Origin of the sequence: Pigmentiphaga aceris, assembly GCF_008119665.1 — a bacterium.
In the GTDB taxonomy this organism is placed as follows: Bacteria; Pseudomonadota; Gammaproteobacteria; order Burkholderiales; family Burkholderiaceae_B; genus Pigmentiphaga; species Pigmentiphaga aceris.
The window spans coordinates 3,034,180-3,056,153 of the sequence record NZ_CP043046.1; the positions used below are offsets into that span (position 1 = coordinate 3,034,180).

At 61.9% G+C, this 21,974-nt stretch carries 16 protein-coding genes; 10 read left to right on the forward strand and 6 right to left on the reverse strand.

Features of this window, described 5'->3' with window-relative positions; all coding sequences use genetic code 11:
• Positions 1-106 precede the first annotated feature (106 nt).
• Both FXN63_RS13220 and FXN63_RS13225 read left to right on the forward strand, forming a co-directional pair.
• Complete coding sequence (locus tag FXN63_RS13220) at positions 107-1,273, forward strand: extracellular catalytic domain type 1 short-chain-length polyhydroxyalkanoate depolymerase (RefSeq protein WP_148815528.1); 1,167 nt, start codon at positions 107-109, stop codon at positions 1,271-1,273.
• 208 nt (positions 1,274-1,481) lie between these two features.
• Positions 1,482-4,595: a PAS domain-containing protein gene (locus FXN63_RS13225; protein ID WP_148815530.1), complete on the forward strand. Its 3,114-nt coding sequence runs from the start codon at positions 1,482-1,484 to the stop codon at positions 4,593-4,595.
• On the opposite strand, the gene FXN63_RS13230 is transcribed toward FXN63_RS13225, so the two are convergent.
• On the reverse strand, positions 4,573-5,532 hold the full coding sequence (locus tag FXN63_RS13230; RefSeq protein WP_148815532.1) for a LysR substrate-binding domain-containing protein: 960 nt from the start codon (positions 5,530-5,532) through the stop codon (positions 4,573-4,575). The two genes, FXN63_RS13225 and FXN63_RS13230, sit on opposite strands and share 23 nt — an antisense overlap.
• Positions 5,533-5,627: 95 nt before the next feature.
• Here FXN63_RS13230 and FXN63_RS13235 point away from each other — a divergent pair, with 95 nt between their 5' ends.
• Positions 5,628-6,362 carry an SDR family oxidoreductase gene (locus tag FXN63_RS13235; protein ID WP_148815534.1) on the forward strand — a complete coding sequence of 245 codons (735 nt, stop codon included), beginning with the start codon at positions 5,628-5,630 and terminating at the stop codon, positions 6,360-6,362.
• A gap of 182 nt (positions 6,363-6,544) precedes the next feature.
• Here FXN63_RS13235 and FXN63_RS13240 read toward each other — a convergent pair whose 3' ends face one another.
• Entirely contained in the window at positions 6,545-6,844 is a 300-nt protein-coding gene (locus FXN63_RS13240; RefSeq protein ID WP_148815536.1) for an antibiotic biosynthesis monooxygenase family protein, read from the reverse strand.
• Positions 6,845-7,146: 302 nt separating this feature from the next.
• Here FXN63_RS13240 and FXN63_RS13245 point away from each other — a divergent pair, with 302 nt between their 5' ends.
• The 4 genes from FXN63_RS13245 to FXN63_RS13260 all read left to right on the forward strand — a co-directional run bounded on the left by FXN63_RS13245 (position 7,147) and on the right by FXN63_RS13260 (position 11,775).
• On the forward strand, positions 7,147-7,962 hold the full coding sequence (locus FXN63_RS13245; RefSeq protein ID WP_148819296.1) for an NAD-dependent protein deacetylase: 816 nt from the start codon (positions 7,147-7,149) through the stop codon (positions 7,960-7,962).
• 243 nt (positions 7,963-8,205) lie between these two features.
• A complete protein-coding gene (gene tadA / locus FXN63_RS13250; protein ID WP_425468730.1) occupies positions 8,206-8,799 on the forward strand; it encodes a tRNA adenosine(34) deaminase TadA in 594 nt (197 codons plus the stop codon).
• Between the two features lie 143 nt (positions 8,800-8,942).
• Entirely contained in the window at positions 8,943-10,037 is a 1,095-nt protein-coding gene (locus FXN63_RS13255; protein WP_148815538.1) for an LD-carboxypeptidase, read from the forward strand.
• A 133-nt stretch (positions 10,038-10,170) separates the two neighbouring features.
• Complete coding sequence (locus tag FXN63_RS13260; RefSeq protein WP_148815540.1) at positions 10,171-11,775, forward strand: ABC-F family ATPase; 1,605 nt, start codon at positions 10,171-10,173, stop codon at positions 11,773-11,775.
• A gap of 232 nt (positions 11,776-12,007) precedes the next feature.
• On the opposite strand, the gene ftrA is transcribed toward FXN63_RS13260, so the two are convergent.
• Positions 12,008-12,979 carry a transcriptional regulator FtrA gene (gene ftrA, locus FXN63_RS13265; RefSeq protein ID WP_148815542.1) on the reverse strand — a complete coding sequence of 324 codons (972 nt, stop codon included), beginning with the start codon at positions 12,977-12,979 and terminating at the stop codon, positions 12,008-12,010.
• A gap of 83 nt (positions 12,980-13,062) precedes the next feature.
• Between ftrA and FXN63_RS13270 the strand changes: the two genes are divergently transcribed.
• On the forward strand, positions 13,063-13,515 hold the full coding sequence (locus FXN63_RS13270) for a rhodanese-like domain-containing protein (RefSeq protein ID WP_148815543.1): 453 nt from the start codon (positions 13,063-13,065) through the stop codon (positions 13,513-13,515).
• Positions 13,516-13,748: 233 nt separating this feature from the next.
• A complete protein-coding gene (locus FXN63_RS13275) occupies positions 13,749-14,942 on the forward strand; it encodes a benzoate/H(+) symporter BenE family transporter (RefSeq protein ID WP_246165135.1) in 1,194 nt (397 codons plus the stop codon).
• 126 nt (positions 14,943-15,068) lie between these two features.
• Here FXN63_RS13275 and FXN63_RS13280 read toward each other — a convergent pair whose 3' ends face one another.
• The 3 genes from FXN63_RS13280 to FXN63_RS13290 form a co-directional block, all read right to left on the reverse strand.
• Entirely contained in the window at positions 15,069-16,172 is a 1,104-nt protein-coding gene (locus tag FXN63_RS13280; protein ID WP_148815545.1) for an LLM class flavin-dependent oxidoreductase, read from the reverse strand.
• Positions 16,169-17,302 carry an LLM class flavin-dependent oxidoreductase gene (locus FXN63_RS13285; RefSeq protein ID WP_148815547.1) on the reverse strand — a complete coding sequence of 378 codons (1,134 nt, stop codon included), beginning with the start codon at positions 17,300-17,302 and terminating at the stop codon, positions 16,169-16,171. The genes FXN63_RS13280 and FXN63_RS13285 overlap by 4 nt, the downstream gene beginning before the upstream one ends.
• A gap of 332 nt (positions 17,303-17,634) precedes the next feature.
• Positions 17,635-19,065, reverse strand: a complete 1,431-nt coding sequence (locus tag FXN63_RS13290; protein ID WP_148815549.1) for a cryptochrome/photolyase family protein — start codon at positions 19,063-19,065, stop codon at positions 17,635-17,637.
• A gap of 384 nt (positions 19,066-19,449) precedes the next feature.
• Between FXN63_RS13290 and FXN63_RS13295 the strand changes: the two genes are divergently transcribed.
• Positions 19,450-21,945 carry a penicillin acylase family protein gene (locus tag FXN63_RS13295; RefSeq protein WP_148815552.1) on the forward strand — a complete coding sequence of 832 codons (2,496 nt, stop codon included), beginning with the start codon at positions 19,450-19,452 and terminating at the stop codon, positions 21,943-21,945.
• The last annotated feature ends 29 nt before the right edge of the window (positions 21,946-21,974 follow it).

Sequence of the window (21,974 nt, forward strand, 5' to 3'; positions counted from 1 at the left end):
ACCGTGTGGCCGGCCGTTTATCGGTCGGTAGCATTTAGGGTTCACAATACTGCAGTGCACCATAAGTCCGTTCCGGACTGCCTGGCGGCGCACTGCAGGAGTGACGATGGCACGCAAGCTCTCCACGCTATTTTTTTCCATGGCACAGCGCATGGCGCGTGATCAGCAACGTGTGTTGCGCCGCGCAACGCGCACGGCGGCGGCCGTATCCGGCCGAACGCTGGCCCGTACCGTCAAGAACACCACCGATCCCCTGATCCGCAAGGCCTTCAAGACCGGCCTGACAGCGGTGACCACGCCCCCGTCGGTGGCAAAGCGACGTGCCGCGGCAGCCGCCCCGATTCCTGGCGCGGGCACCTGGCAGGCACACATCTTCAGAGGCTCGACCAGTATCGGGCAGTGGCACGGCAGGCTGGCGTACCACCTGTACATTCCGTCGTCTGCCCCAGCCAAAGGGCCACATGGCATGCCGCTGGTCGTGATGCTGCATGGATGCCAGCAGACTGCGGCGGATTTCGCACGCGGCACACGCATGAACCGCCTGGCAGACAAAGAAGGATTCGTGATTGCCTGGCCGCAGCAGTCGGCCAATGCCCAGAGCCAGCGCTGCTGGCGCTGGTTCAGGCCGCAGCACGGGCACGGTGGCAGCGAGGCTGACGCGATCGCATCCTTGGCCCGTTCTTTGGTCGCGAAGCTGCGCCTGGATGCCGACCGTGTCTATGTGGCCGGGCTGTCGGCGGGTGCCGGCATGGCGGCGCTGGTGGCCTTGCGCCATCCCGACGTCTTTGCAGCGGTAGGCCTGCATTCCGGGGCGGTGATGGGTGATGCCTACGATGCCTCGGCCGGCATGGCCGCCATGCGCCGGGGCAGCAGGCGCGATGTGCTGGAACAGGCCCGCAGCCTGCTTTCGACAGCAGTGCCATTTGCCGGCATGCCCGCGATGATCGTGCATGGCGGACGCGATCATGTGGTCGATGTGCGCAATGCCCGGCAGCTTTTCGAGCAGTTTCGTGATCTCAATGGCATCGACGCCATGCAGCCACCCGTGGTGGCAGCCCTGGCTGCTGGCACGGATCGCGCGTGGCAACGCGAAGATTTGCGTGCCGGGCGACGCACGATGGTGCGCCTGGCCTATGTGCCAGCGCTTGGCCATGCGTGGAGCGGTGGCGATTCCGACGTGAAATTTCACGACGCGGCCGGACCGAACGCCGGACTGCTGTTCTGGCGTTTCTTCGAAGCCAATACACGGGTAGGCGATTCCACGCTGGTATAAACATCTGCCAGCAAAAGCTGCGGACTTGGAACAAATAGGCGAAAATCCAGGGTACTCAGGCTTGGCCTTTGCCCGGTAGTGCGTGTTTCAGACAAGTAATCGATATGGTTTTTCCCCTCTTTGACGCGAAAAGGCGTGTTTGCCTTGATATCGGCGTGGCGACGCGTACCGGCTTCGACATTGGGCAGGTGGTTGGGCGGGTGACTTCGTGACCGACGCCGATCGATTGCGTCTGGACGCCCTGGAGGACGAAAACCGTCGTCTGCGGGCGGCATTGGCGTTGCACCAGGCGCGCCGGGCAGATGACACCGGGTTTCTGGCATCCGGTGAAGACGGCGAACGCCAGGATTTGCCCTGGCCTACCGATGAGGAAAGCAGCCGCGACCCGGCCAGCGTCACGGCAGGCTATGGCAAAGCCTTGCGCGACCGCAATCGCGCACGCAGCAGCAACGAGGTGCTTACCCGCAGCGACGAATGGCTGCGGCTGGCTCAGGAAGCCGCCGGCATTGGCGGTTTCTCGCTGGATATGGGCAGTAACGTCCTGACCGTTTCGCACAAGTTTTGCGAGATATTCGGCTTGCCCCAGCGTGAGCACTGGACGCCCGAAGACATCGAATGCATGTCCACCAGCGACCCCACGCGGCGGCCGTCTACCGTTGACGAGCGGGGCGACGGCACCATGGTGCTGGATACCGAATATCCGATTCTGCGTGGTGACGATTTACAGCAGCGCTGGATCAGCCGGCGTGCACGTTACGTTTATGACGAAACCGGGCAGCGCGTGGGCCTGTTGGGCACCGTGCAGGACGTCACCGACCGCAAACGTGCAGACCTGCGCCAGGAAGCCGTGCTGCGACTGGGCGACGAACTGCGCGTTCTGGAAAGCCCCAGTGCCGTCCACCGGCTGGGTACCGAGGTACTTGGACGGACGCTTGAACTGATTCGCGCGGCTTATGGCGTGCTGGACCCCGCCAAGGGGTGCATGCATGTCCTGTCGGAGTGGACCCGCAACGACGAGACGCCCCGGCTGCCAAGCGAAGTGGTTGTCAACGAAGAGTTCGAGCCTTTGCACGAACCTTTGCGACGTGGCTCGATCGTGGCCATTCACGATGTCTGGTCCGACCCGCGCACCAGCGACTACGCGGACCAGTGGGACGCCTACGCCATTCGCTCGGCGCTGCTGGTGCCGATCACGGACCGCAACAAGCTGATCGCGGTGGTCTTGCTGCACAGCGGTTATCTGCGCCAGTGGACCAGCAGTGACATGGCGTTTGCGCGCCATGCGGTCGATCGGGTGCAGGCTGCGCTGAAGCGACTGACCTCTGAAGCCACCTTGCGGGAAACCGAGCTGCGTCTTCGTTTGAGTCTGGACGCAGCCGCCATTGGCGTGTGGGACTACCGTCCGCAGGACGGCCACGTCTGGTGGGACAGGCAGTTGAAGGAAATCGCAAGCCTGCCCGACATCATGCAGGCAAACACCCTGCAGGCACTGCTGGGTGCCTTCCATGAGTCGTACCAGGACGGCCTGCGCGACAGCTTTGCCGCTGCCGTGCGGGGAGAAAACGGTGGCCGCGTCACGATCGAAGGGCGGCTGAAAGGGTGTCCAGCGGATGCGCGCTGGGTGCAGCTGACGGGTAGCCGTCTGTCCACCGAAGATGGATCGGTGCGTTTGATTGGCGTGGTGCGCGACATCACCGCCGATGTGCGCGCCGCCGAGCTGCTGCGCGAAAAGGCCGATGAGGCCCTGACGCAGCGCAAAATTCTGGTCGACATTCTGCAATGCACGCCGGACCTGATTGCGGCCATTGGCCCGGATTTCCGCTTCCTGACCTTCAACCCCGCTTATCGCGCTGAATTCGAGCGCCACGTTGGCGTGCCCCCACGCGTGGGGGCCACGGTGCACGAGTTCGTGCAGCGTCTACCGATCTCGGAAGCATCGACTGAGATCGAGCGATGGAGCCGGGCGCTGGCTGGTGAAGCCGTGTCCAGTACCCATGCGCTTATCGGATCGGACGGCATCAAACGCAATTTCGAACAACGTTTCACGCCTTTGTATGACGCGCAGGGTGCTCGGCAGGGGGCGGTGCAGTGGTCACGCGACGTGACCGAACGCACTCAGACCGAGCTGCGCCTGATCGAAGCCGAAGCCGCGCTGCGGCAGTCCCAGAAGATGGAAGCCATTGGCTTGCTGACCAGCGGCATTGCCCACGACTTCAATAATTTGCTGCACGGCATGGTGACGGCGCTGTCGATCATCAAGCGTCAGTTGGCCAAGCAAGGTGGTGGGTCGTTGGAGCGGTACGCCGACATGGCAACCTCGGCCGCGCATCGGGCGGCCGCTTTGACGCATCGCCTGCTGGCCTTTTCGAGGCAACAGCCGCTCGACCCCAAGCCGCTCGACACCAATCTGCTGGTGTCGTCCATGGAAGACCTGTTTCTGCGCACCTCGGATTCCAGCATCAAACTGGCCGTCACCCTTGCGCCAGACCTGTGGTTGACGCGCTGCGATGCCAACCAGTTGGAAAATGCGCTGCTGAACCTGGTGGTGAACGCCCGCGACGCCATGCCCCAGGGCGGCATGCTGTGCATCAGCACGGCCAATGCACAGATCGCCGCAGACGATGTGGCACCGAAAGCGGAGCTTGAGCCTGGCGACTACGTGCGCCTGACGGTGGCCGACGCCGGTGTGGGCATGACGCCAGACATCCTGGCACATGCCTTCGACCCGTTCTTCACCACCAAACCGCGCGGGCAGGGCACCGGTTTGGGGCTGTCGATGATCTACGGGTTCGTCAAACAATCCGGCGGACACATCCACGTCGACACCACACCCGGTCAGGGCACCGCCATCGACGTCTACCTGCCGCGTTATATCGGCCGTGCCGCACCCGAGCGCGACCAGGAATCGACGGCCTCACCTGCGGCGGCTGGCAATGGCTACGTGGTGCAGGTGGTTGAAGACGACGATGTGATTCGCGCGCTGACCGTCGAAACCTTGCAGGCTGCCGGTTATCGGGTTTTTCAGGCGCCCGATGGCATGGCCGGCCTGGCGGCAGTCCGTGCGGCCGATCAGTTGGATGCGCTGGTGACCGATGTAGGCTTGCCGGGGATGAACGGCAGACAGTTGGCCGATGCGGCACGCCTGGATAGGCCTAATTTGCCGGTGTTGTTCATGACCGGCTACGCTGAAAGTGCGGTGATTACCAGCGAGACGCTTGGGCCGGCCATGGAAATGATCATCAAGCCCTTCTCGATGGACTTGCTGCTGGAACGGGTGGGGGCCTTGATTGCTCAGTCGATCAAACCATCGACGGAAGCTTGAGCGACGCCGCATCACGCTGACTGAACAACCATTGTCGAACGCTGGCAATCGATTCGCCCGCACTTGGCTTGCGCGGGCTGACGACGTAAAAATCGAGTGGGCCATGCAGGCTCACGCCGAATGGATCGACAAGTCGGCCAGCGGCCAGGTCCGACTCGACCAGAAAACGACTGGCCAATGCGAGTCCTTGCCCTGCGATGGCGGCTTCAAGCGCCAGCGAAGTCTGATTGAAGCGGATATTGCGGGTCGAGCTGGCCGGCGACGACTTCAGCGCATGCGTGATGAAATCCGGCCACAGGCTGTGCCCGTCATGAAGCAGCGCAAAGTGTTCGATTGCCGAGGAAGCAAGGCGAGCATTGCTGCTCGTCTGCTCCCGAGGCAGTCCAGCCGCGTTTTCGGTAGCAGTGGCAACCAGCGCCGGGCTGCATACCGCAATGACATCTTGCCTGAACAGCAGGTCTGCGCTCAGTCCAGGCCCGAACGGCGGACGGCTTTGGCGCACGGCGATGTCAATGCCATCGGACTGGAAATTTGCAATCGCCTCGCTCGCCTGGATGCGCAGATCCAGCATGGGGTAAGCCGTCATGAAAGTGGAAAGGCGCGGAATCAGCCATTTGGCCGCAAAGGTCGGTGTCACGCTGATGGTCAACTGCAATGGCACAGGTCGTAATGCAGCAGTTGCGTCCATGATCAGCGCGAAGGCTTTGCGAATCTGTTCGAGATAATGGCGCCCCGGCTCGGTCAAGGCCAAGGCGCGCGGCAAACGTTCGAACAGCTTGATGCCAAGTTCTGCTTCCAGGCCACGCACATGCTGCGCCACGGCGCTTTGTGTCACGCCCAGTTCCATCGCGGCGAGCCGGAAGCTCAGGTGACGCCCGGCGGCGTCAAATGCGCGCAGGGCATTCAACGATGGCAATTCAGACAAACGTGTACGCATGCAATCGTTTTTCTACACTCAATTGAAAGCCAAACTGCTTTTCTGATTCTCTATAGTAGGTTGTTTCAGGCTATGGAACCTACTGGAGCGTATCGATGACTGTAGAAAAAGTAGAAATTGGCACCGCCGTAGATGAAAAGGTAGCCATCGTCACCGCTGGCGGCAGTGGCATGGGCGCTGCGGCCGCGCGCAAGCTGGCTGCCGAGGGCTTTCGGGTGGCGATTCTGTCTTCCTCGGGCAAGGGCGAGACGCTTGCCGCAGAACTGGGCGGCCTGGGTGTCACTGGCTCGAACCAGTCCAACGAGGATCTGCAACGCCTGGTAGACTTGGTGATGTCGACCTGGGGTCGCATCGACGTGCTGGTCAACAGCGCAGGCCACGGGCCGCGCGCACCCATTCTTGAACTGACCGACGACGACTGGCACCGGGGCCTGGACGTCTATTTCATGAACGTGATCCGCCCGACGCGCCTGGTGACGCCGATCATGCAGAAGCAGGGTGGGGGCGTAATCATCAATATCTCGACCTTTGCCGCGTTCGAGCCCGACCCGGTGTTTCCGACCTCGGGTGTGTTCCGCGCGGGCCTGGCGTCTTTCACGAAGCTGTTCGCGGACAAGTACGCAGCCGAGAATGTGCGTATGAACAATGTGCTGCCCGGTTTCATCGACAGCCTGCCCGAGAAGGAAGTGTTCCGCGAACGGATTCCCATGGGCCGTTATGGCAAGACCGACGAAGTGGCCGCAACGATTGCCTTCCTGGCCTCGCCGGGTGCGGGCTACATCACGGGGCAGAACATTCGGATCGATGGCGGCATTACGCGCTCGGTGTGAGGTGGCGGTGCTGGCCGGGTGGTTTGAACAAGTGGTTTGGACAAGTGCGGTAGTCCAGCCACTTGAACACTGCTTTGGGTCAACATGGAAGGGGCGAGCAATGCCCCTGCAACGTTGACCCCGCGCTGCATGCGTCGTCGCCGTCTTCCGACCGGTGGCGCAGGCAAACGCGTATCCAGTCATCAGAACGCGGTCAATACCACCTGTTCGTGGTTGACCTTCGGTGCTTCGGCGAAGTGCGGGCTAACCAGTTGACGCCACTGCGTGAAGTTGTCGGATTCGCGGAAATCGACCATGTGGTTTTCGATGGTTTCCCAGCCCACCACCAGCGTGTAGGACAGCGGAGCCTCGACCGACTTCAGCAGCTTGAAGCTCAGGCAGCCTTTCGAGCTTTTGAAGAAAGGCGCGGCTTGCGCGGCAGCGGCTTCGAATGCAGCTTCGGAACCGGCTTTGATGGTGAGATGGGCGTACTCGTAAACCATGATGGGTGTCTGTCCTGTGAAAATGGGACCGCAGCGCAATGCGCCGTCAGGGGGGTCTACGATAACGCAGCAAAGCCGATGCTAAGCTCGACCCATCCTGGTTTCATGGGGCAGGTATGTTCATGCACTCCCATCCCGGTGCGATCCGCACCACCGAATCTGGCACAGACTCGGGCACAGACAAGCTGGTGACAGACAAACATGGCGTGATTGACCACACCACTGCGCTGACTGCGGCTCGTCCCGACGCCGCACACCACACCGACCCTTTCGCCGACCAGACGCCACCTGCGCCATCGCCCATGATCGCGCTGGATCGTCTGCGCGACTTGCTGGCCGGTTCACGTCGCTGCTTCGTATTGACGGGTGCCGGGTGCAGCACCGCGTCCGGCATTCCTGACTATCGTGATCTGGACGGTGCCTGGAAGCGTCCGCCGCCCATGCAATACCGGCTGTTCATGGATCAGCCGCTGTCACGCGCGCGTTATTGGGCGCGCAGCATGATCGGCTGGCGGCGTTTCGGGTCTGCCAAGCCCAATGCCGCGCACGAAGCCTTGGCGCGTTTCGAGGCAGGCGGTGCCATGTCGCTGCTGCTGACGCAGAACGTGGACGGCCTGCACGAACAAGCCGGCAATCGTGAAGTGGTGGACCTGCACGGTCGATTGGACCGCGTGCGTTGCATGCAGTGCGAAGCGCGTAGCCCCCGTGCTGAGTTCCAACAACGATTGGAACGCGCCAATCCTGACTGGGTGGCCCTGGATGCAGCTGTGGCGCCAGATGGCGACGCCGATCTGGGCGATTTCGATTTTGGGCAGTTTGTGGTGCCGCCCTGTACCGTTTGCGGCGGCATTCTGAAGCCTGATGTGGTGTTTTTTGGCGAGAACGTGCCGCGCGACCGGGTGGATCACGCCATGCAGCGCCTGGCCGGGTCTGACCTGATGCTGGTGGTGGGGTCGTCGTTGATGGTGTATTCCGGCTATCGCTTTGCGACTGCGGCGGCGGCCAGCGGCATCCCGATCGTGTCCATCAACATCGGTGTGACACGCGCCGATTCCTTGCTGGCCTTCAAGGTCGAGGCCCCTTGCGGCGAGGCCTTGTCCTTGCTGTGGCCGGGGTGATGTGGAGCGTGTCCCAAAAAGCGCCGCAAAAAGTGCAGCGCCATCGGCGTGGACTGCGCCTTACAATGTCTGGCCCGACTTTCCGGATGCGCCATGCCGAAACCTGAATCGCAGCACGCCGACACTTCGCTGTTCGCGGGTTCCCTGTTTGGCGACCCCTTGGTGGACCCATCGTCGGATCCTTTGTTCGATCCAGCCGATCCGCTGGTTGACTCGGGCATCGTAGAGAACGCTGCCACAGTGCTGCCTGATGGCCCTGCAGCCGCGCCCGCCCTGGGTGTTTCTGCCCCGGTTGCCCCCGCACTTTCGCTTGCTCCACCCTTGGTGCCCCCGGTTATCCTGCTGCATCCCGACGACGAGCGACACATGCGCCAAGCCATGCTGCTCGCGCGCCAGGCCTGGGATGCGGGCGAAGTCCCGGTAGGCGCGTTGGTTGTGGGGGCCGATGGCTCGGTGTTGGGGCAGGGGGCAAACGCCCCCATCGGCAGGTCCGACCCCACGGCGCACGCTGAAATCATTGCCTTGCGCTCGGCCTGCGGCCACGCAGCCAACTACCGTCTGCCTGGGGCCACGCTATACGTCACGCTGGAACCCTGCGCCATGTGCATGGGCGCCATGCTGCATGCCCGGCTTGCCCGGGTGGTTTATGGCGCGCCCGATCCCAAGACTGGTGCCTGCGGCGGTGTGATCGACTTGCCCGCAGTGGGCACGTTGAATCATCAGACGACCGTGGTGGGGGGCGTCTTGGCTGATGAGTGCGGCGAGTTGTTGCGCGCGTTCTTCCGGGAACGCCGGCAGCAAAGCCGTGAGGCCCGTGTGCAGGCGGCAAGCGGCTGAATTCGGGGCAATCCCAGGTCAACGCCAAGGCAAATTCAGGTCAATGATTTGTCATTGCTGGCCTTGCGTGCGGGTTCGCGGCGTATCCTCGGGTAATAATAGCGGTCGTCCCTTACTTGCGCTGCCGCGCCCCGCGACCTCCCATGGCCAAAAAGAAAGCCCCGTCCGCCGCTGACGTCACGCCTGCCCACGATCACCAGCACGACCATTCGCATGATCACGCGCACGACCATGGGCACGCGCACCAGCACGACCATGTGCATGGCGACGCCTGCGGCTGTGGTTCGAATGGCGACTTCGAGCTGGCGCACGATGGGGCCTACGATGGCTCGCCGCTGCCGCGCAAGAAGATGGGCATCTACATGGTGTCGCCGTCGGGCGCAGTCGACCCGGAAGCCATTGCCAAGGCGCGTGTCACCTTGGCAGAACAAGGCTTCAAGGTCTCGGTAGACCGCGCTGCCTTGCTGCGCAACCAGCGTTTTGCCGGCACCGACGCGCAGCGTCTTGCTGGCCTGCATCGCGCCGCTACCCAGAAACACGAGATCGTGATGGCCACGCGCGGCGGCTACGGCCTGTCGCGACTACTGCCGCAGATCGATTGGAAGCTGCTGGCCGACAGCGGCAAGAAATTCGTCGGGTATAGCGATTTCACCGCGCTGCAACTGGGTTTGCTGGCCAAGACCGGAGCTGTCAGTTACGCCGGCCCGTGTGCGGCTGGGGATTTCGGTGGCAAAAAAATCGACGACCTGACTTCGGAAATCTTCGCTGAAGTCATGCACGGCGAACTGGAACTGCTCAGCTTCGATACCCAAGACGCGGACCCCGTCGATTGCCGCGGCATTCTGTGGGGCGGCAATCTGGCCATGGTTACCGCGCTGCTTGGCACGCCGTACATGCCCAAGATCAAGGGCGGCATCCTGTTCCTGGAAGACGTCAACGAACATCCCTACAGCATCGAGCGCATGTTTGCGCAACTGCTGCAGGCAGGCGTGCTGGCTAAACAGAAGGCCATCGTGCTGGGCAGCTTCACGGAATACCGCCTGACGGCGAACGATGCCGGCTACGACCTGAAGGAAGCCATTGCATGGCTGCGTCGTGAAAGCGGTGTGCCGGTCATCACCGGTTTGCCCTTCGGTCACACCCCGTTCAAGGTGACCTTGCCGGTTGGTGCCAAGGTTGGACTGGCCACGGAAGATGGCGTCGCCCACCTGGTCATTGATGAGCACCATCACCACTAAGCCCTGCTGCACGGCCAGTTTCAGCCAGTGATTGGCAGGGGCAGTGCACGCCTTCGCGCGGGATTTACGCCCGATGGCCATGCCCCCTGATACAATCACTGGTTGCTTTCGAACTTTCTAAGTTGCCCTCGCTGTGATCTCAACCGCAAACCTCACCATTCAGTTCGGCCCCAAGCCCTTGTTCGAGAATGTCTCGGTCAAGTTCGGGGACGGCAATCGCTACGGGCTGATCGGCGCCAACGGTAGCGGAAAATCGACCCTGATGAAAATCATCGGCGGCGATCTGGAATCCACCGCGGGCAATGTCTCGCTCGAACCCAATACCCGCCTGGGCAAGCTGCGCCAGGACCAGTTTGCATTCGAAGACGTGCGGGTGCTGGACGTCGTGCTGATGGGCCACACGGAAATGTGGCAGGCCATGACGGACCGTGATGCGATCTACGCCAACCCGGACGCAAGCGACGAAGATTACATGCGCGCCGCGGAACTGGAAGCCAAGTTCTCGGAATACGACGGCTACACCGCCGAAGCCCGCGCAGGTGAGCTGCTGCTGGGCCTGGAATTCCCGGTTGACCAGCATCAGCTGCCCATGCGCGAAATTGCGCCGGGCTGGAAGCTGCGTGTGCTGCTGGCGCAGGCGCTGTTCTCGAACCCCGACGTGCTGCTGCTCGATGAGCCGACCAACAACCTGGACATCAACACCATTCGTTGGGTCGAGGACGTGTTGAACCGCTATCAGTCGACCATGATCATCATCAGTCACGATCGACATTTCCTGAACCAGGTCTGCACCCACATGGCCGACCTGGACTACGGCGAAGTCCGCATTTACCCGGGCAACTACGACGAATACATGCTGGCATCGACCCAGGCGCGCGAGCGTCAGTCGAATTCCAACGCCAAGGCCAAGGAACGCATTGTCGAGCTGCAGGACTTCGTGCGCCGCTTCTCGGCCAACAAGTCCAAGGCCCGCCAGGCTACCTCGCGTCTGAAGCAGATCGACAAGATCAAGGCCGAAGCCGTGGTGGTCAAGCCGTCTTCGCGCGTGAATCCGTATATCCGCTTCGAAGTCAAAAAGGTCATGCACCGCCAGGCCGTCGAGCTGCAATCGATTGCCAAGTCCTACGACGGCGTGCCGGTCATCAAGCCGTTCTCGGCCATGGTGGAAGCGGGCGAAAAGATCGCCATCATCGGTGCCAACGGTGTGGGTAAGACCACGCTGCTGCGCATGCTGGCCGGTGATCTGGCCCCGGATCGCGGCGAGCTGAAGTGGTCTGACAACGCCAACCTGGGCTACATGGCGCAGGACGTGTCAGACCAGTTCAAGAAGGTCGAAATCGTTTTCGACTGGATGAGCAACTGGCGTCAAGAGGGCGACGACGACCAGTCGATGCGCTCGGTGCTGGGTCGTCTGCTGTTCTCGGCCGACGATCTGCCGAAGGAAGTGCAGGTGCTGTCCGGCGGCGAGAAGAACCGCATGATGTTCGGCAAGCTGATGCTGGGTCGTCACAACGTGCTGCTGATGGACGAGCCGACCAATCACCTGGACATGGAATCGATCGAGTCGCTGCAATTCGCGCTGGAAAAATTCGAAGGCACGCTGTTCTTCGTGTCCCATGACCGTGAATTCGTGTCGGGTTTGGCCAGCCGCATCATCGAAATCCTGCCCTCGGGCGAGATTGTCGATTACAAGGGCACCTACGACGAATACCTGGAATCGCGCGGTATCGAGAACTGATACGCGCACAGCAGCCAGTCGCTGCGCCAGTGCCACGCGGCTCGTGTCCGGTCTGACAAGACTGGCACGAGCCGCAGTCGTTTGTGGCTGGCAAGACGGGCAGCGATCAGATTTGGAACAGGGAGGCTGGGCTGTCTGTCTGCACCAGACCTGATTGCATTAGATTTGATGCATCAGACTTAACCGCATCAGACTTAACCGCATCAGACTTAACCGCATCAGACTTAACGCATCAGGCATGACCCTCGGCCATGAACCGCGTGCGGTATTCCGATGGGCTGATTCCCACGCGTTGGCGGAAGTGGTGGCGCAGCCCGTAGGCGTTGCCCAGGCCTACGGTGTTTGCAATGTCATCGAGGCTGCCGCTGCGTTCCCGAAGCAGCGTTTTTGCGGCTTCCAGACGTTCCAACGTCAACCATTCGCCAGGTGGCATGCCGGTGGCTTCGACAAAGCGGCGCACAAAGGTGCGGTTGCTCATCCGGCATGCCTGCGCCATGCGGGCAATCGTCCAGCGGCCGGACAGCTCGGTGCGTATCTGGTCCAGCAGGGGCGCGATTTCGGTTCGTTCCCGCACGCGGACAGGCCGTTCAAGAAATTGCGCCTGCCCGCCGCTTCGATGTGCTGGCATGACCAAGCGGCGCGCGACGGAATTGGCGGCAGTGGCACCGAAGTCCTGCCGGACGATCTCGATCAGCAGGTCGATGCCCGCCGCGCTGCCGGCGGACGTAAAGATGTTGCCATGAATGCGGTAAAGCGCCGCGTCGTCGACGGTAATGGCAGGGAAGCGGCGGCGCATCGTGTCGGCATAACGCCAGTGCGTAACGGCCACGCCGCCGTCCAACAGCCCGGTTGCTGCCAACACGAATGCACCCGAGCAGATCGATGCCAGACGCGCGCCTCGGGCGTGGGCAGCACGCAATCGCGTGCAAAGCGCATCAGAAACGGGGGCATCGGCACTTGACCACCCCGGCACGACGATCAGATCGGCCTCATCGATCAATGCGGCGCTGTCGCTGGCTTGAACCACAATGCCGCCGTGTGCGCGCAGCGGACCATCATCCACCGCGCAACTGGCGAAGCGATACCAGCCGTCGCCCATTTCCGGTCGCGACAAGCCGAAGATTTCCGTGACGATGCCAAACTCGAACGTGCAGAGTTGGTCATACAACAGCGCGACTACAAGCGGACCGGACGCTTTTGGCATGATCTCTACGATAATTGTCAATCGCGCCAATTGTAGGGCGTGCGAGCCTGGCTGAAAATCTCATCTCACCAAGGAGATAGACGATGAACAGCGCCGTGAATACCGAAGGCACCTCGAACTTTCCCATTGCCAGAACAGCCGTCACCGCCGTTGCTCCCGCTTCCAGTGAAGCCGCCCGGCAGCATTTCGCCGCCGAATTCACGTTCGAGACCGATTGCTGGGACGTGCACGACGCCTTGCAAGATAAGGCGGATTTTGTCTTGCTTGATGTGCGCAGCCCGGCGCTGTATGCCCAGGGTCACGTTCCGGGCGCCATCAGCCTGCCGCGTGGAAAAATCATTGCGTCAAAACTCGCGGCGTGGCCGCAGGACACTGTCTTCGTGACCTATTGCGCCGGCCCGCACTGCAATGGCGCTGCGCGTGGTGCCTTGCGGCTGGCCGAGTTGGGACGTCCGGTAAAGATCATGGCCGGTGGCATCACCGGTTGGCTGGACGAGGGCTTCGCGCTTGCCGTTGGTGATTCCTCCGCAGCTTGAACAGCCGTAGCAGCGCCACCCAAACAGCCCGGCTGCTGACCCATGCGGGCGGCTGACGGCGTAGGGCAATCTGTAGCACCGGAAAACGACACTGCATCAGAAAAACCCGGCCCGGCCATGCTCGGGTGCGGGTTCTGTCTATAGACTGCTCGCCCTTGGCCGGATCTTTTGATCGCTGCGCCGCCTGGCTTTTTTCTTTCCTGACAATCCTGTCCTCACAATCTCGAGTTAACGTGTTCCGATCGTTTTGGCGCGACCTGTCGTTGCCGGCGCTTAGCGCTGGCTTCGTCGCTACCCTGGTGGGCTTCACCAGTTCCGCGCTTATCGTGTTCCAGGCAGCCGCCAGTTTGGGGGCCACGCCCGCGCAGACCACCTCCTGGGTGCTGTCGCTGGGCATCGGCCTGGGCCTGACCTGCATCGTGCTGTCCCTGCGCTACCGCATGCCAATTCTGACGGCGTGGTCCACGCCTGGGGCTGCCATGATGGCGACAGGGGCAGTCGGCACTTCCATGAGCGACGCCATCGGCGCGTTCATTTTTGTCGGTCTGCTGGCGGTGCTTGCCGGGGCAACCGGCGCGTTCGAGCGCCTGATGTCACGCATTCCCCGTTCTCTGGCCGCTGCCATGCTTGCCGGTGTGCTGCTGCGTTTCGGCATGGATATTTTCGTCGCCTTGCAACACCAGGCCGCTCTGGTGCTGACCATGTGCGCGGTGTACCTGATCGGTCGTCGCATGGCATCGCGATACGTGGTGATCGCTACCTTGATTGCGGGCCTGGTGGTGGCCTACGCCAGTGGGTTGATCCGCTTCAGTGACATCCACGTGCTGCCGTCGGAACTGGTGTTCACCATGCCAACGTTCTCCTGGCAGGTGCTGCTGGGGCTGGGTCTGCCGCTGTTCATCGTGACCATGACCTCGCAGAACGTGCCGGGCGTGGCTGCCCTGCATGCCCATGATTACCGCCCGCCGCTGTCTCCGGTGATAGGCGCGATTGGCGCGGTCAATGCGGTGTTGGCCCCGTTTGGTTGTTATGCGCTGAATCTGGCGGCCATCACTGCCACCCTGTGCATGACGGAAAACGTGGATCGCGATCCGGCGCGGCGCTACACGGCGTCTGTCTGCGCCGGGGTGTTTTACCTGGTGATGGGGGCATTTGCAGCGACGATTGTCGCGGTCTTCGCCGCCTTGCCGCGTGAACTGGTCATGGCCATTGCCGGCCTGGCCTTGCTGGGTACCATAGGCGGCAGCCTGAGCGCTGCGGTCATCGATGACAAGCAGCGTGAACCGGCAATCGTTTCGTTCCTGATTGCGGCGTCGGGCGTCAGCCTGTGGGGAATCGGGGCACCGTTCTGGGCCTTGGTCGGTGGGCTGGTAGTGCTTGCGATGCTGTCCTGGCGGCCAGGGCGGGGCGCTGCAAAGCTTGTTTGAGTCGGCAGAACGGCTTGATCAGACATAAGAAAACCCAGTAACTGTATAAATATACAGTTACTGGGTTTTTATACAGTTAGCTAGGATTCGTCGTCTGTTGCAGCAGCCCAGTCAGTTCACCACTGGCTATTGCAGCAGTGGCGTCACTTCCTCACCCGTGCGAATCGCTTCTTCCAAATTTGGGTAACCCGACAAGATGAAGCTGGAAATGCCCACCGAGGCATATTCCCGCAGCCGGTCGGCAACCTGCTGATAGCTGCCCACCAAAGCCGTGCCCGCACCGCCTCGCACCAGACCGACACCAGCCCACAAATTCGGGTAGACCTCCAGGTCGCGGACGTGGTTGATCGTGCGCCCCGCATGCAAGGCGTTCATCCGTTGTTGGCCCACTGCCTGGCTTGCACCCAGCGTGGCGCGTGCGCGCTCGATCGATTCACGAGGAATGCCGGCAAGCAGGCGATCTGCTTCGGCCCAGGCCTGAGCTTCCGTCGCACGGGCGATGATGTGCAGGCGCAGCCCGTAACGCAGCTGCCGCCCTTGTGCTGCAGCCAATTCACCGACGCGTTTCAGCCGCTCGGCCACCATGGGCGGGGTCTCGCCCCACAGCAGGTAGACGTCGCTATGGCTTGCCGCCACATGCTCGGCGGCGGGCGATGCGCCACCGAAGTAGATGGTGGGAGGGGTTGCCAGCGCATCGACCAGCCCGCCACCTTTCACCCGGTAATGTTTACCTTCGTGGTCTTGGGCGCGGCCGCGCCAGATTTTGGCGACCACATCCAGGAATTCAGCAGTACGTTCGTATCGGGCGTCGTGGTCCAGGAAGTCGCCGTAGGACTCTTGCTGGTCTTGTTCGCCGCCCGTCACCACGTTCAACAACAGGCGGTTCTGCGTGAAGGTTTGCAGGGTGGCGACTTTCTGCGCGGCGTAGGCCGGCAGCTCGAAGCCCGGCCGGAAAGCCACCAGGAATTTCAGTTGTCGAGTATCACGTGCTGCCGCTGCCGCAGTCAGCCAGGCGTCTTCGCAGGCGGGGCCAGTGGGGATCAATGCGGCATGGAAACCTGCGGCGTCGGCGGCTTGCGCTACTTGCACCAGGTAGTCGATGTCGGGTTCTCGATGCGAAATGAGGCTGCTTGACGTGCCCCTGTTCCGCACGCCTTGCACACTGGTGTTGCTGACAAGATGCCTGCCGTCGCCATTGGTAGGCAGGAACCAGTTGAATTCGATGCTCATGATGCCAGCGGCTCGGTGACAGAAGTGGAATGGGTAGGGGCGACAGACGTACTGATGGGCAACAGCGGCAAGACTTCCTCGCCCACGCGCAGCGATTCTTCCAGGTTCGGGTAACCCGACAGGATGAAACTGCTCAAACCCAGCTGATGGAATTCCTGAATGCGCTCGGCCACCTGCTGGTAGCTGCCGACGAACGCCGTGCCCGCACCGCCGCGCACCAAGCCGACGCCCGCCCACAGGTTGGGATAGACCTCCAGATCGCGCACATGATTGATGGTTTTGCCAGCATGCAGCGACACCATGCGCGCCTGTCCGACGGATTCGCTGGCACGAAACTGCTTCTGCGATTTTTCGATCACATCGCGCGGAACTTCCGACAGCAGGCGGTCGGCTTCCGCCCAGGCCGCCGCCTCGGTCTCGCGGGCGATGATGTGCGCACGAAACCCATAGCGCAATTGGCGGCCTGCCTGTGCGGCCAGTTCGTCCACGCGCTCGATGCGTTCGCGCACCATGTCCGGCGTCTCGCCCCACAGCAGGTAGGTATCGGCAAACTGGGCCGCAATCGGCTCGGCAGCCGCCGATGCGCCACCGAAGTAGATCGGCGGTGTCTGCGACAAGGGCTTGAGCAAGCCGCCATTGCGCAGACGGTAGTGATCGCCGGAATAGTCCACGCCGCGCTGCGTCCAGACCTGACGCACGATATCCAGAAACTCGCCCGTCCGGGCGTATCGCTCGTCATGGTCAAGGAAGTCGCCGTAGCCTTGCTGCTCTGTGGAGCTGCCGCCAGTCACGACATTGAGCAGCAGCCGATTGCCGGTAATGCGTTGCAAGGACTGCGCAGTCTGCGCGGCCACCGCTGGCAGCACGAAGCCAGGGCGAAATGCCACCAGGAATTTCAGTCGGGTGGTGTCGCGCGAAAGCGCTGCTGCGACGACCCAAGAGTCGTGGCAGGTTGGCCCGGTCGGGATCAACACGGCGTTGAAGCCCGCGTATTCGATTGCCCGGGCCGTGCGTGCCAGGTATTCGGGGCTAGCTGGACGGACGCCAGCGCTACTGTTTCGCAGCTGATTGTTGGTCAGGCCGTGGAAGTCGCCGTGGGTCGGCAGATACCAGTTCAGTTCGATGCTCAAGAGGATTCCCGTCTGTCAGCAGACAGTGAATAGGAGATCCATCGATTGTGCGCAGTCGCCGGACTCAGACCAAATAACGATTGGCGTTAAGCATAAGGGGGAAGAAGCGGGGCGGTGGCCGGGCGAAGGGAAGTCATATGCATATTCTAGAAATTAGATTCAAATATCTTTATAGATTCATGATTTATATAGGAAATTTCTAATTTCCTAGAATTCGCTTGAAGTTCTGTCCAAGATGCAAAAAATGAGGCTCAAGGCTCAAAATCGAGCCTTAAAACCTCAAAAATAACTTTCAAATCACCCTGTTAATCATTGATTTAAAACGTTTTTTCTCAAGTTTCTCGAATCTTCTTGAACATCACCAGGCAAGCATCCCGCTGTGTGGCGTGATCCACCACCGGGCGTGGATAATCCACTCCCAGCTTTACCCCTGACGCAGCCAACTTGCTGCTGTTTTCCCAAGGCGCGTGCAGCAACTTGGCATCGGCTTTGGCCAAGGCGGGCAGGTAGTGCTTGATGAACTTGGCGTCTGGATCAAAGCGTTCGCTCTGCCGAGACGGGTTGAAGATTCGGAAATAGGGCTGGGCATCACACCCGGTAGACGCCGCCCACTGCCAGCCGCCGTTGTTCGGGGCTTGATCGAAATCCAGCAACTGCTTGGCAAAGTAGGCTTCGCCCCAGCGGTAGTCCACCAACAGGTCTTTGGTCAGGAAGGACGCGACGATCATGCGCAGCCGGTTGTGCATGAAACCGCTGGTGTTCAGCTGGATCATGGCCGCGTCCACGATCGGGTAGCCGGTGCGGCCCTCGCACCAGGCGGCGAACAGTTCCGGGTCGTTCTGCCAGGCGATGTCGGTGTATTCGGTCTTGAAGGGCTGGGTGGCGACGTCGGGATAGTGGTACAGCAGCTGGAAGTAGAAGTCGCGCCAGGCCAGTTCGCTCAGCCAGGTCTCGGCACCTTCGCCTTTCGGCGCTGCCAAAGCTGCGCGCGCCAAGGCTCGGATTGATACCGTGCCAAAGCGGTTGTGAACCGACAGACGAGACGTGCCGGGCAGGGCCGGGAAGTCCCGATCTTCGTGATAACGCACGATGGCACGGTCAACAAAGCGTTCCAGCGCGGCCTGTGCCCCAGCCTCGCTGGCATCTATCTTGGTCTCGGCCAGCCCGGCGGGCTCGAACCCCAGCTTTTCCAGGCTGGGCATGGGCGACTCGGGAAGCTTGGCCAGTTTGTCCAGATGGTCTGCGCTGGGGTGGGCGGCGACGGCATCGTGGCCCAGTCGCTCGCGCCATTGCTTTTTGTAGGGGGTGAAGACGGTATAGGGCTTCTTCTGGCCGGTCATCACCTCGGCGCGCGCAAAGATCACAGTGTCTTTGAAGGTGCGCAGGGGGATGTCGCGCACGCCCAATGCCCGTGCCGCCAGCACGTCGCGGGCAATCGCATCGGGCTCGTAGTCTTCGTTCGTATAGACGGCCGACACCTTGTGCTCACCCGCTAGCCGCGCAATCCAAGTCACGGCATCGCCGTGCCGCACAATCAGGTCCGATCCCAATTCCTGCAGCCTGGCTTTCAGCGAAGCCACCGCAGCATGGATGAATTCCACCCGGCGATCCTGGCGCGGCAAGGGGTCGAGAATGTTCCGGTCGAAGATGAACACCGGCACCACGTCACCGACTTCCGTCAGCGCACGCGCCAAGGCGTGGTTGTCGTCCAGACGCAGATCGCGACGGAACCAGAAAAGGGCGCGGGCAGAGGTGCTGGGCATGGGCGAAACCGTTGAGGGCGGGGCGTTTGCAGTCCGGTTTGTCGGCCTGGGATCTTACCTGTTTGCCTATGGGAAAGCCGTCAGACGGCGAATCCTCTGCGTTACAAGATGAGCCGGGTGGCCAAGCTTCGGCAGCCAATGGCGCACCTAACGCGAAACCGTCCAGCCCTCGGTCTGCCTTGCGTTTTCGAGATGAAAGCATTGGTCACTATCGCGGCCGGCCTTTACTGATCCTGCCTTTACTGACCACTTGGCCAACCGACGGACGAGCCTGAGGTCGCCGGTCAGCACGTCAGCCTGACATCTTGCCGCTGGTATAGTCGTTCTCATTTCGGGGCCGATCTGCAGCGTGTGCCTGCCGCCCCGTGTTTCACCGGAATTTTCATGCGTAGTCGCCGACCTTTATCTCGGACCCGACGTGTTGTCAGGGGTCTGCTGGGTGCCGTTGGCGTGTTGACGCTGCTTGTCGCAGGCCTGGGCGTTGCCTGGCGTTATGTCAGTCTGCCGCAAATCGATGGCGAGCTTGCTGTGTCTGGCCTGCGCCAGGAAACCGAGGTGCTGCGCGACGCCTATGGCGTGCCGCACATCTACGCCAAGCATCTTGACGATGCGCAGTTCGCGCTGGGCTACCTGCATGCCCAGGACCGCCTGTGGCAGATGGAAGTCAATCGACGTCTGGTGTCAGGACGCATGGCCGAGCTGTTCGGTCGCCCCGCCGTGGATGCCGATAAATTCCTGCGCACACTCGGCATTCGTCGCGCCGCGCAAGCCATGTTCGACAGCTATTCGCCCGCAGACCGCCGCTTGCTGGAAGCCTACGCAGCCGGCGTGAACGCGTTTCTGGAAGAACATCCGCTGCGCGCCCAGCTTTCCCCGGAATTCCTGTTGGTCAACGCGCCGGCCCCTGAGCCGTGGTCACCGGCAGATTCCATTGCCTGGACCTTGATGATGGCCTGGGACCTGGGTGGCAACTGGTCACAGGAATTGACCCGCCTGCGCTTGGCGCTGCGCGGCATGGACGGCGCAGACATGGATCAGTTGCTGCCGCCGCAGCCGCCCGATCCGACGATGGTTTCCGTGGACTACAAGCAGGCCTTGCGCGACTGGGGCATTGCGTTCGAACCACTGCAAGCCCAGGCCGACCAACTGCAAACGCTGGCGGCAATCCGTCCTAACGGACTGGAAGGTGTTGGATCGAACAACTGGGTGATTGGCGGCGAGCGCACGCAAAGCGGCAAGCCTTTGCTGGCGAATGATCCGCATCTGGGCCTGAGCACCCCGTCGATCTGGTATTTCGCCAGCATGTCTGCCCCCGGACTGGATGTGGTGGGTGCCACCTTGCCGGGCGTGCCGGCGGTGATTCTGGGCCGAAACAAGCGCATCGCCTGGGGCTTCACCAACACTGGCAGTGACGTGCAGGACTTGTTCATCGAAGCGCTCGACCCGTCCGACCCGGAACGTTATCGCACGCCCGATGGCTGGCGGCGTTTCGAGACGCGCAATGAAGTCATCCGCATCAAAGGCGAGCCTGCCGAGACGCTGCGCGTTCGCGTAAGCCGGCATGGCCCCGTGCTGTCGATGGGCGGAAGCGTATCGGCAACCGGCGTCCTGCCGCCTAACTACGCGATTGCCTTGCAATGGGTTGCGCTGCAACCCGGCAACCGCACGCCGCTGGCCGCGTTCGCGCTGAACCAGGCAAACAACCGTGCCGAGTTCGAAGCCGCCATGCGCGACATCAGCGCGCCGCATCAGAACGTGGTGTACGCCGATGTGGACGGCCTGATCGGCTTCGTCGCACCCGGCGCGGTGCCAATGCGTCACGATGACAACCCGATCCGTGGACGCTTCCCGGTACCGGGTTGGGACATGCGCTACGACTGGGAAGACCGCATTCCGTATGCCGACTTGCCACAGGAATGGTCACCCGCGCGGGGTTACCGGGCAACCGCCAACGAAAAGGTCGTGGCACCCGACTATCCGTTCTTCCTGACATCCGAATGGGCTCCCAGCTATCGCGCCGAGCGCATAGCGACGCTGATCGAATCCACGGCGCGTCATGACATCGCGTCGATGAACGCCATGCAGTTGGACGAGGTGTCGTACATGGCACGCGCAACCTTGCCACGCCTGCTGAGCGCTGCGCCTACCGGCGAACGCGAGATCCGCATCTTGACCCGCATGCGCGAGTGGAATGGCGACATGCGCGCCGATGCCGCCGAGCCGGCCATTTTTGCGCTGTGGTGGCGGGAGTTGAATCGTCAGGTCGTGGATATCAACGGGCTGGGCGGTTTCGGTGTGCCACGTGCCCGTTTTCTGCAGCTGGTGCTGGCGGACCAGGATGGCGCAAGCCACTGGTGCGGCAAGCCCGACGGCATCGAGCCGCCATGCGATCGATTGATTGCGGAGTCCCTGGTTGCGGCGCTGGATGCGGGCGAAGCGGTGCTGGGGACTGATCCGCTGTCGTGGAAGTATGGGGAAATGCACCGCACGCGGGCAGAACATCGCCCGCTGGGCCGCGTGGCTGCGCTGGATTGGCTGTTTACGACGCGTGAAACGGTAGGGGGCGATGCATTTACGGTCAATGCCATGTCTGCACCGTTGCGGCCGCTTCCTGCTCCTGGCACGCACGCGCAGGAAGTGATGCAGAACGTCATGCAAAACGTCACGCACGGACCGGGCCTGCGTGCCATCTACGACATGGCAGACCCGGAACGGTCACGGTTCATTCATGGCACCGGGCAAAGCGGCAATCGCTTTTCACCACACTATGCCGACTTCTCGCCGGTCTGGGCCCGGGGTGACACGATCCCCATGCATGTGGCACGTGATCGGGTGGAACCCGGGGCAGTCGGCGTGTTGAAAATGGTGCCGGCGCAGTAGGGGGGCGTCAGTCGCAGTGGAAGCACGGC

Excerpts from the sequence above, each read along its gene's own strand:
- FXN63_RS13280 (WP_148815545.1), bottom strand. The coding sequence starts at position 16,172 with ATGAGCATCGAATTCAACTGGTTCCTGCCTACCAATGGCGACGGCAGG.
- FXN63_RS13220 (WP_148815528.1), top strand. The coding sequence starts at position 107 with ATGGCACGCAAGCTCTCCACGCTATTTTTTTCCATGGCACAGCGCATG.
- FXN63_RS13235 (WP_148815534.1), top strand. The coding sequence starts at position 5,628 with ATGACTGTAGAAAAAGTAGAAATTGGCACCGCCGTAGATGAAAAGGTA.
- FXN63_RS13255 (WP_148815538.1), top strand. The coding sequence starts at position 8,943 with ATGGCCAAAAAGAAAGCCCCGTCCGCCGCTGACGTCACGCCTGCCCAC.
- FXN63_RS13290 (WP_148815549.1), bottom strand. The coding sequence starts at position 19,065 with ATGCCCAGCACCTCTGCCCGCGCCCTTTTCTGGTTCCGTCGCGATCTG.
- FXN63_RS13295 (WP_148815552.1), top strand. The coding sequence starts at position 19,450 with ATGCGTAGTCGCCGACCTTTATCTCGGACCCGACGTGTTGTCAGGGGT.
- FXN63_RS13240 (WP_148815536.1), bottom strand. The coding sequence starts at position 6,844 with ATGGTTTACGAGTACGCCCATCTCACCATCAAAGCCGGTTCCGAAGCT.
- ftrA (WP_148815542.1), bottom strand. The coding sequence starts at position 12,979 with ATGCCAAAAGCGTCCGGTCCGCTTGTAGTCGCGCTGTTGTATGACCAA.
- FXN63_RS13230 (WP_148815532.1), bottom strand. The coding sequence starts at position 5,532 with ATGCGTACACGTTTGTCTGAATTGCCATCGTTGAATGCCCTGCGCGCA.
- FXN63_RS13245 (WP_148819296.1), top strand. The coding sequence starts at position 7,147 with ATGATCGCGCTGGATCGTCTGCGCGACTTGCTGGCCGGTTCACGTCGC.
- FXN63_RS13270 (WP_148815543.1), top strand. The coding sequence starts at position 13,063 with ATGAACAGCGCCGTGAATACCGAAGGCACCTCGAACTTTCCCATTGCC.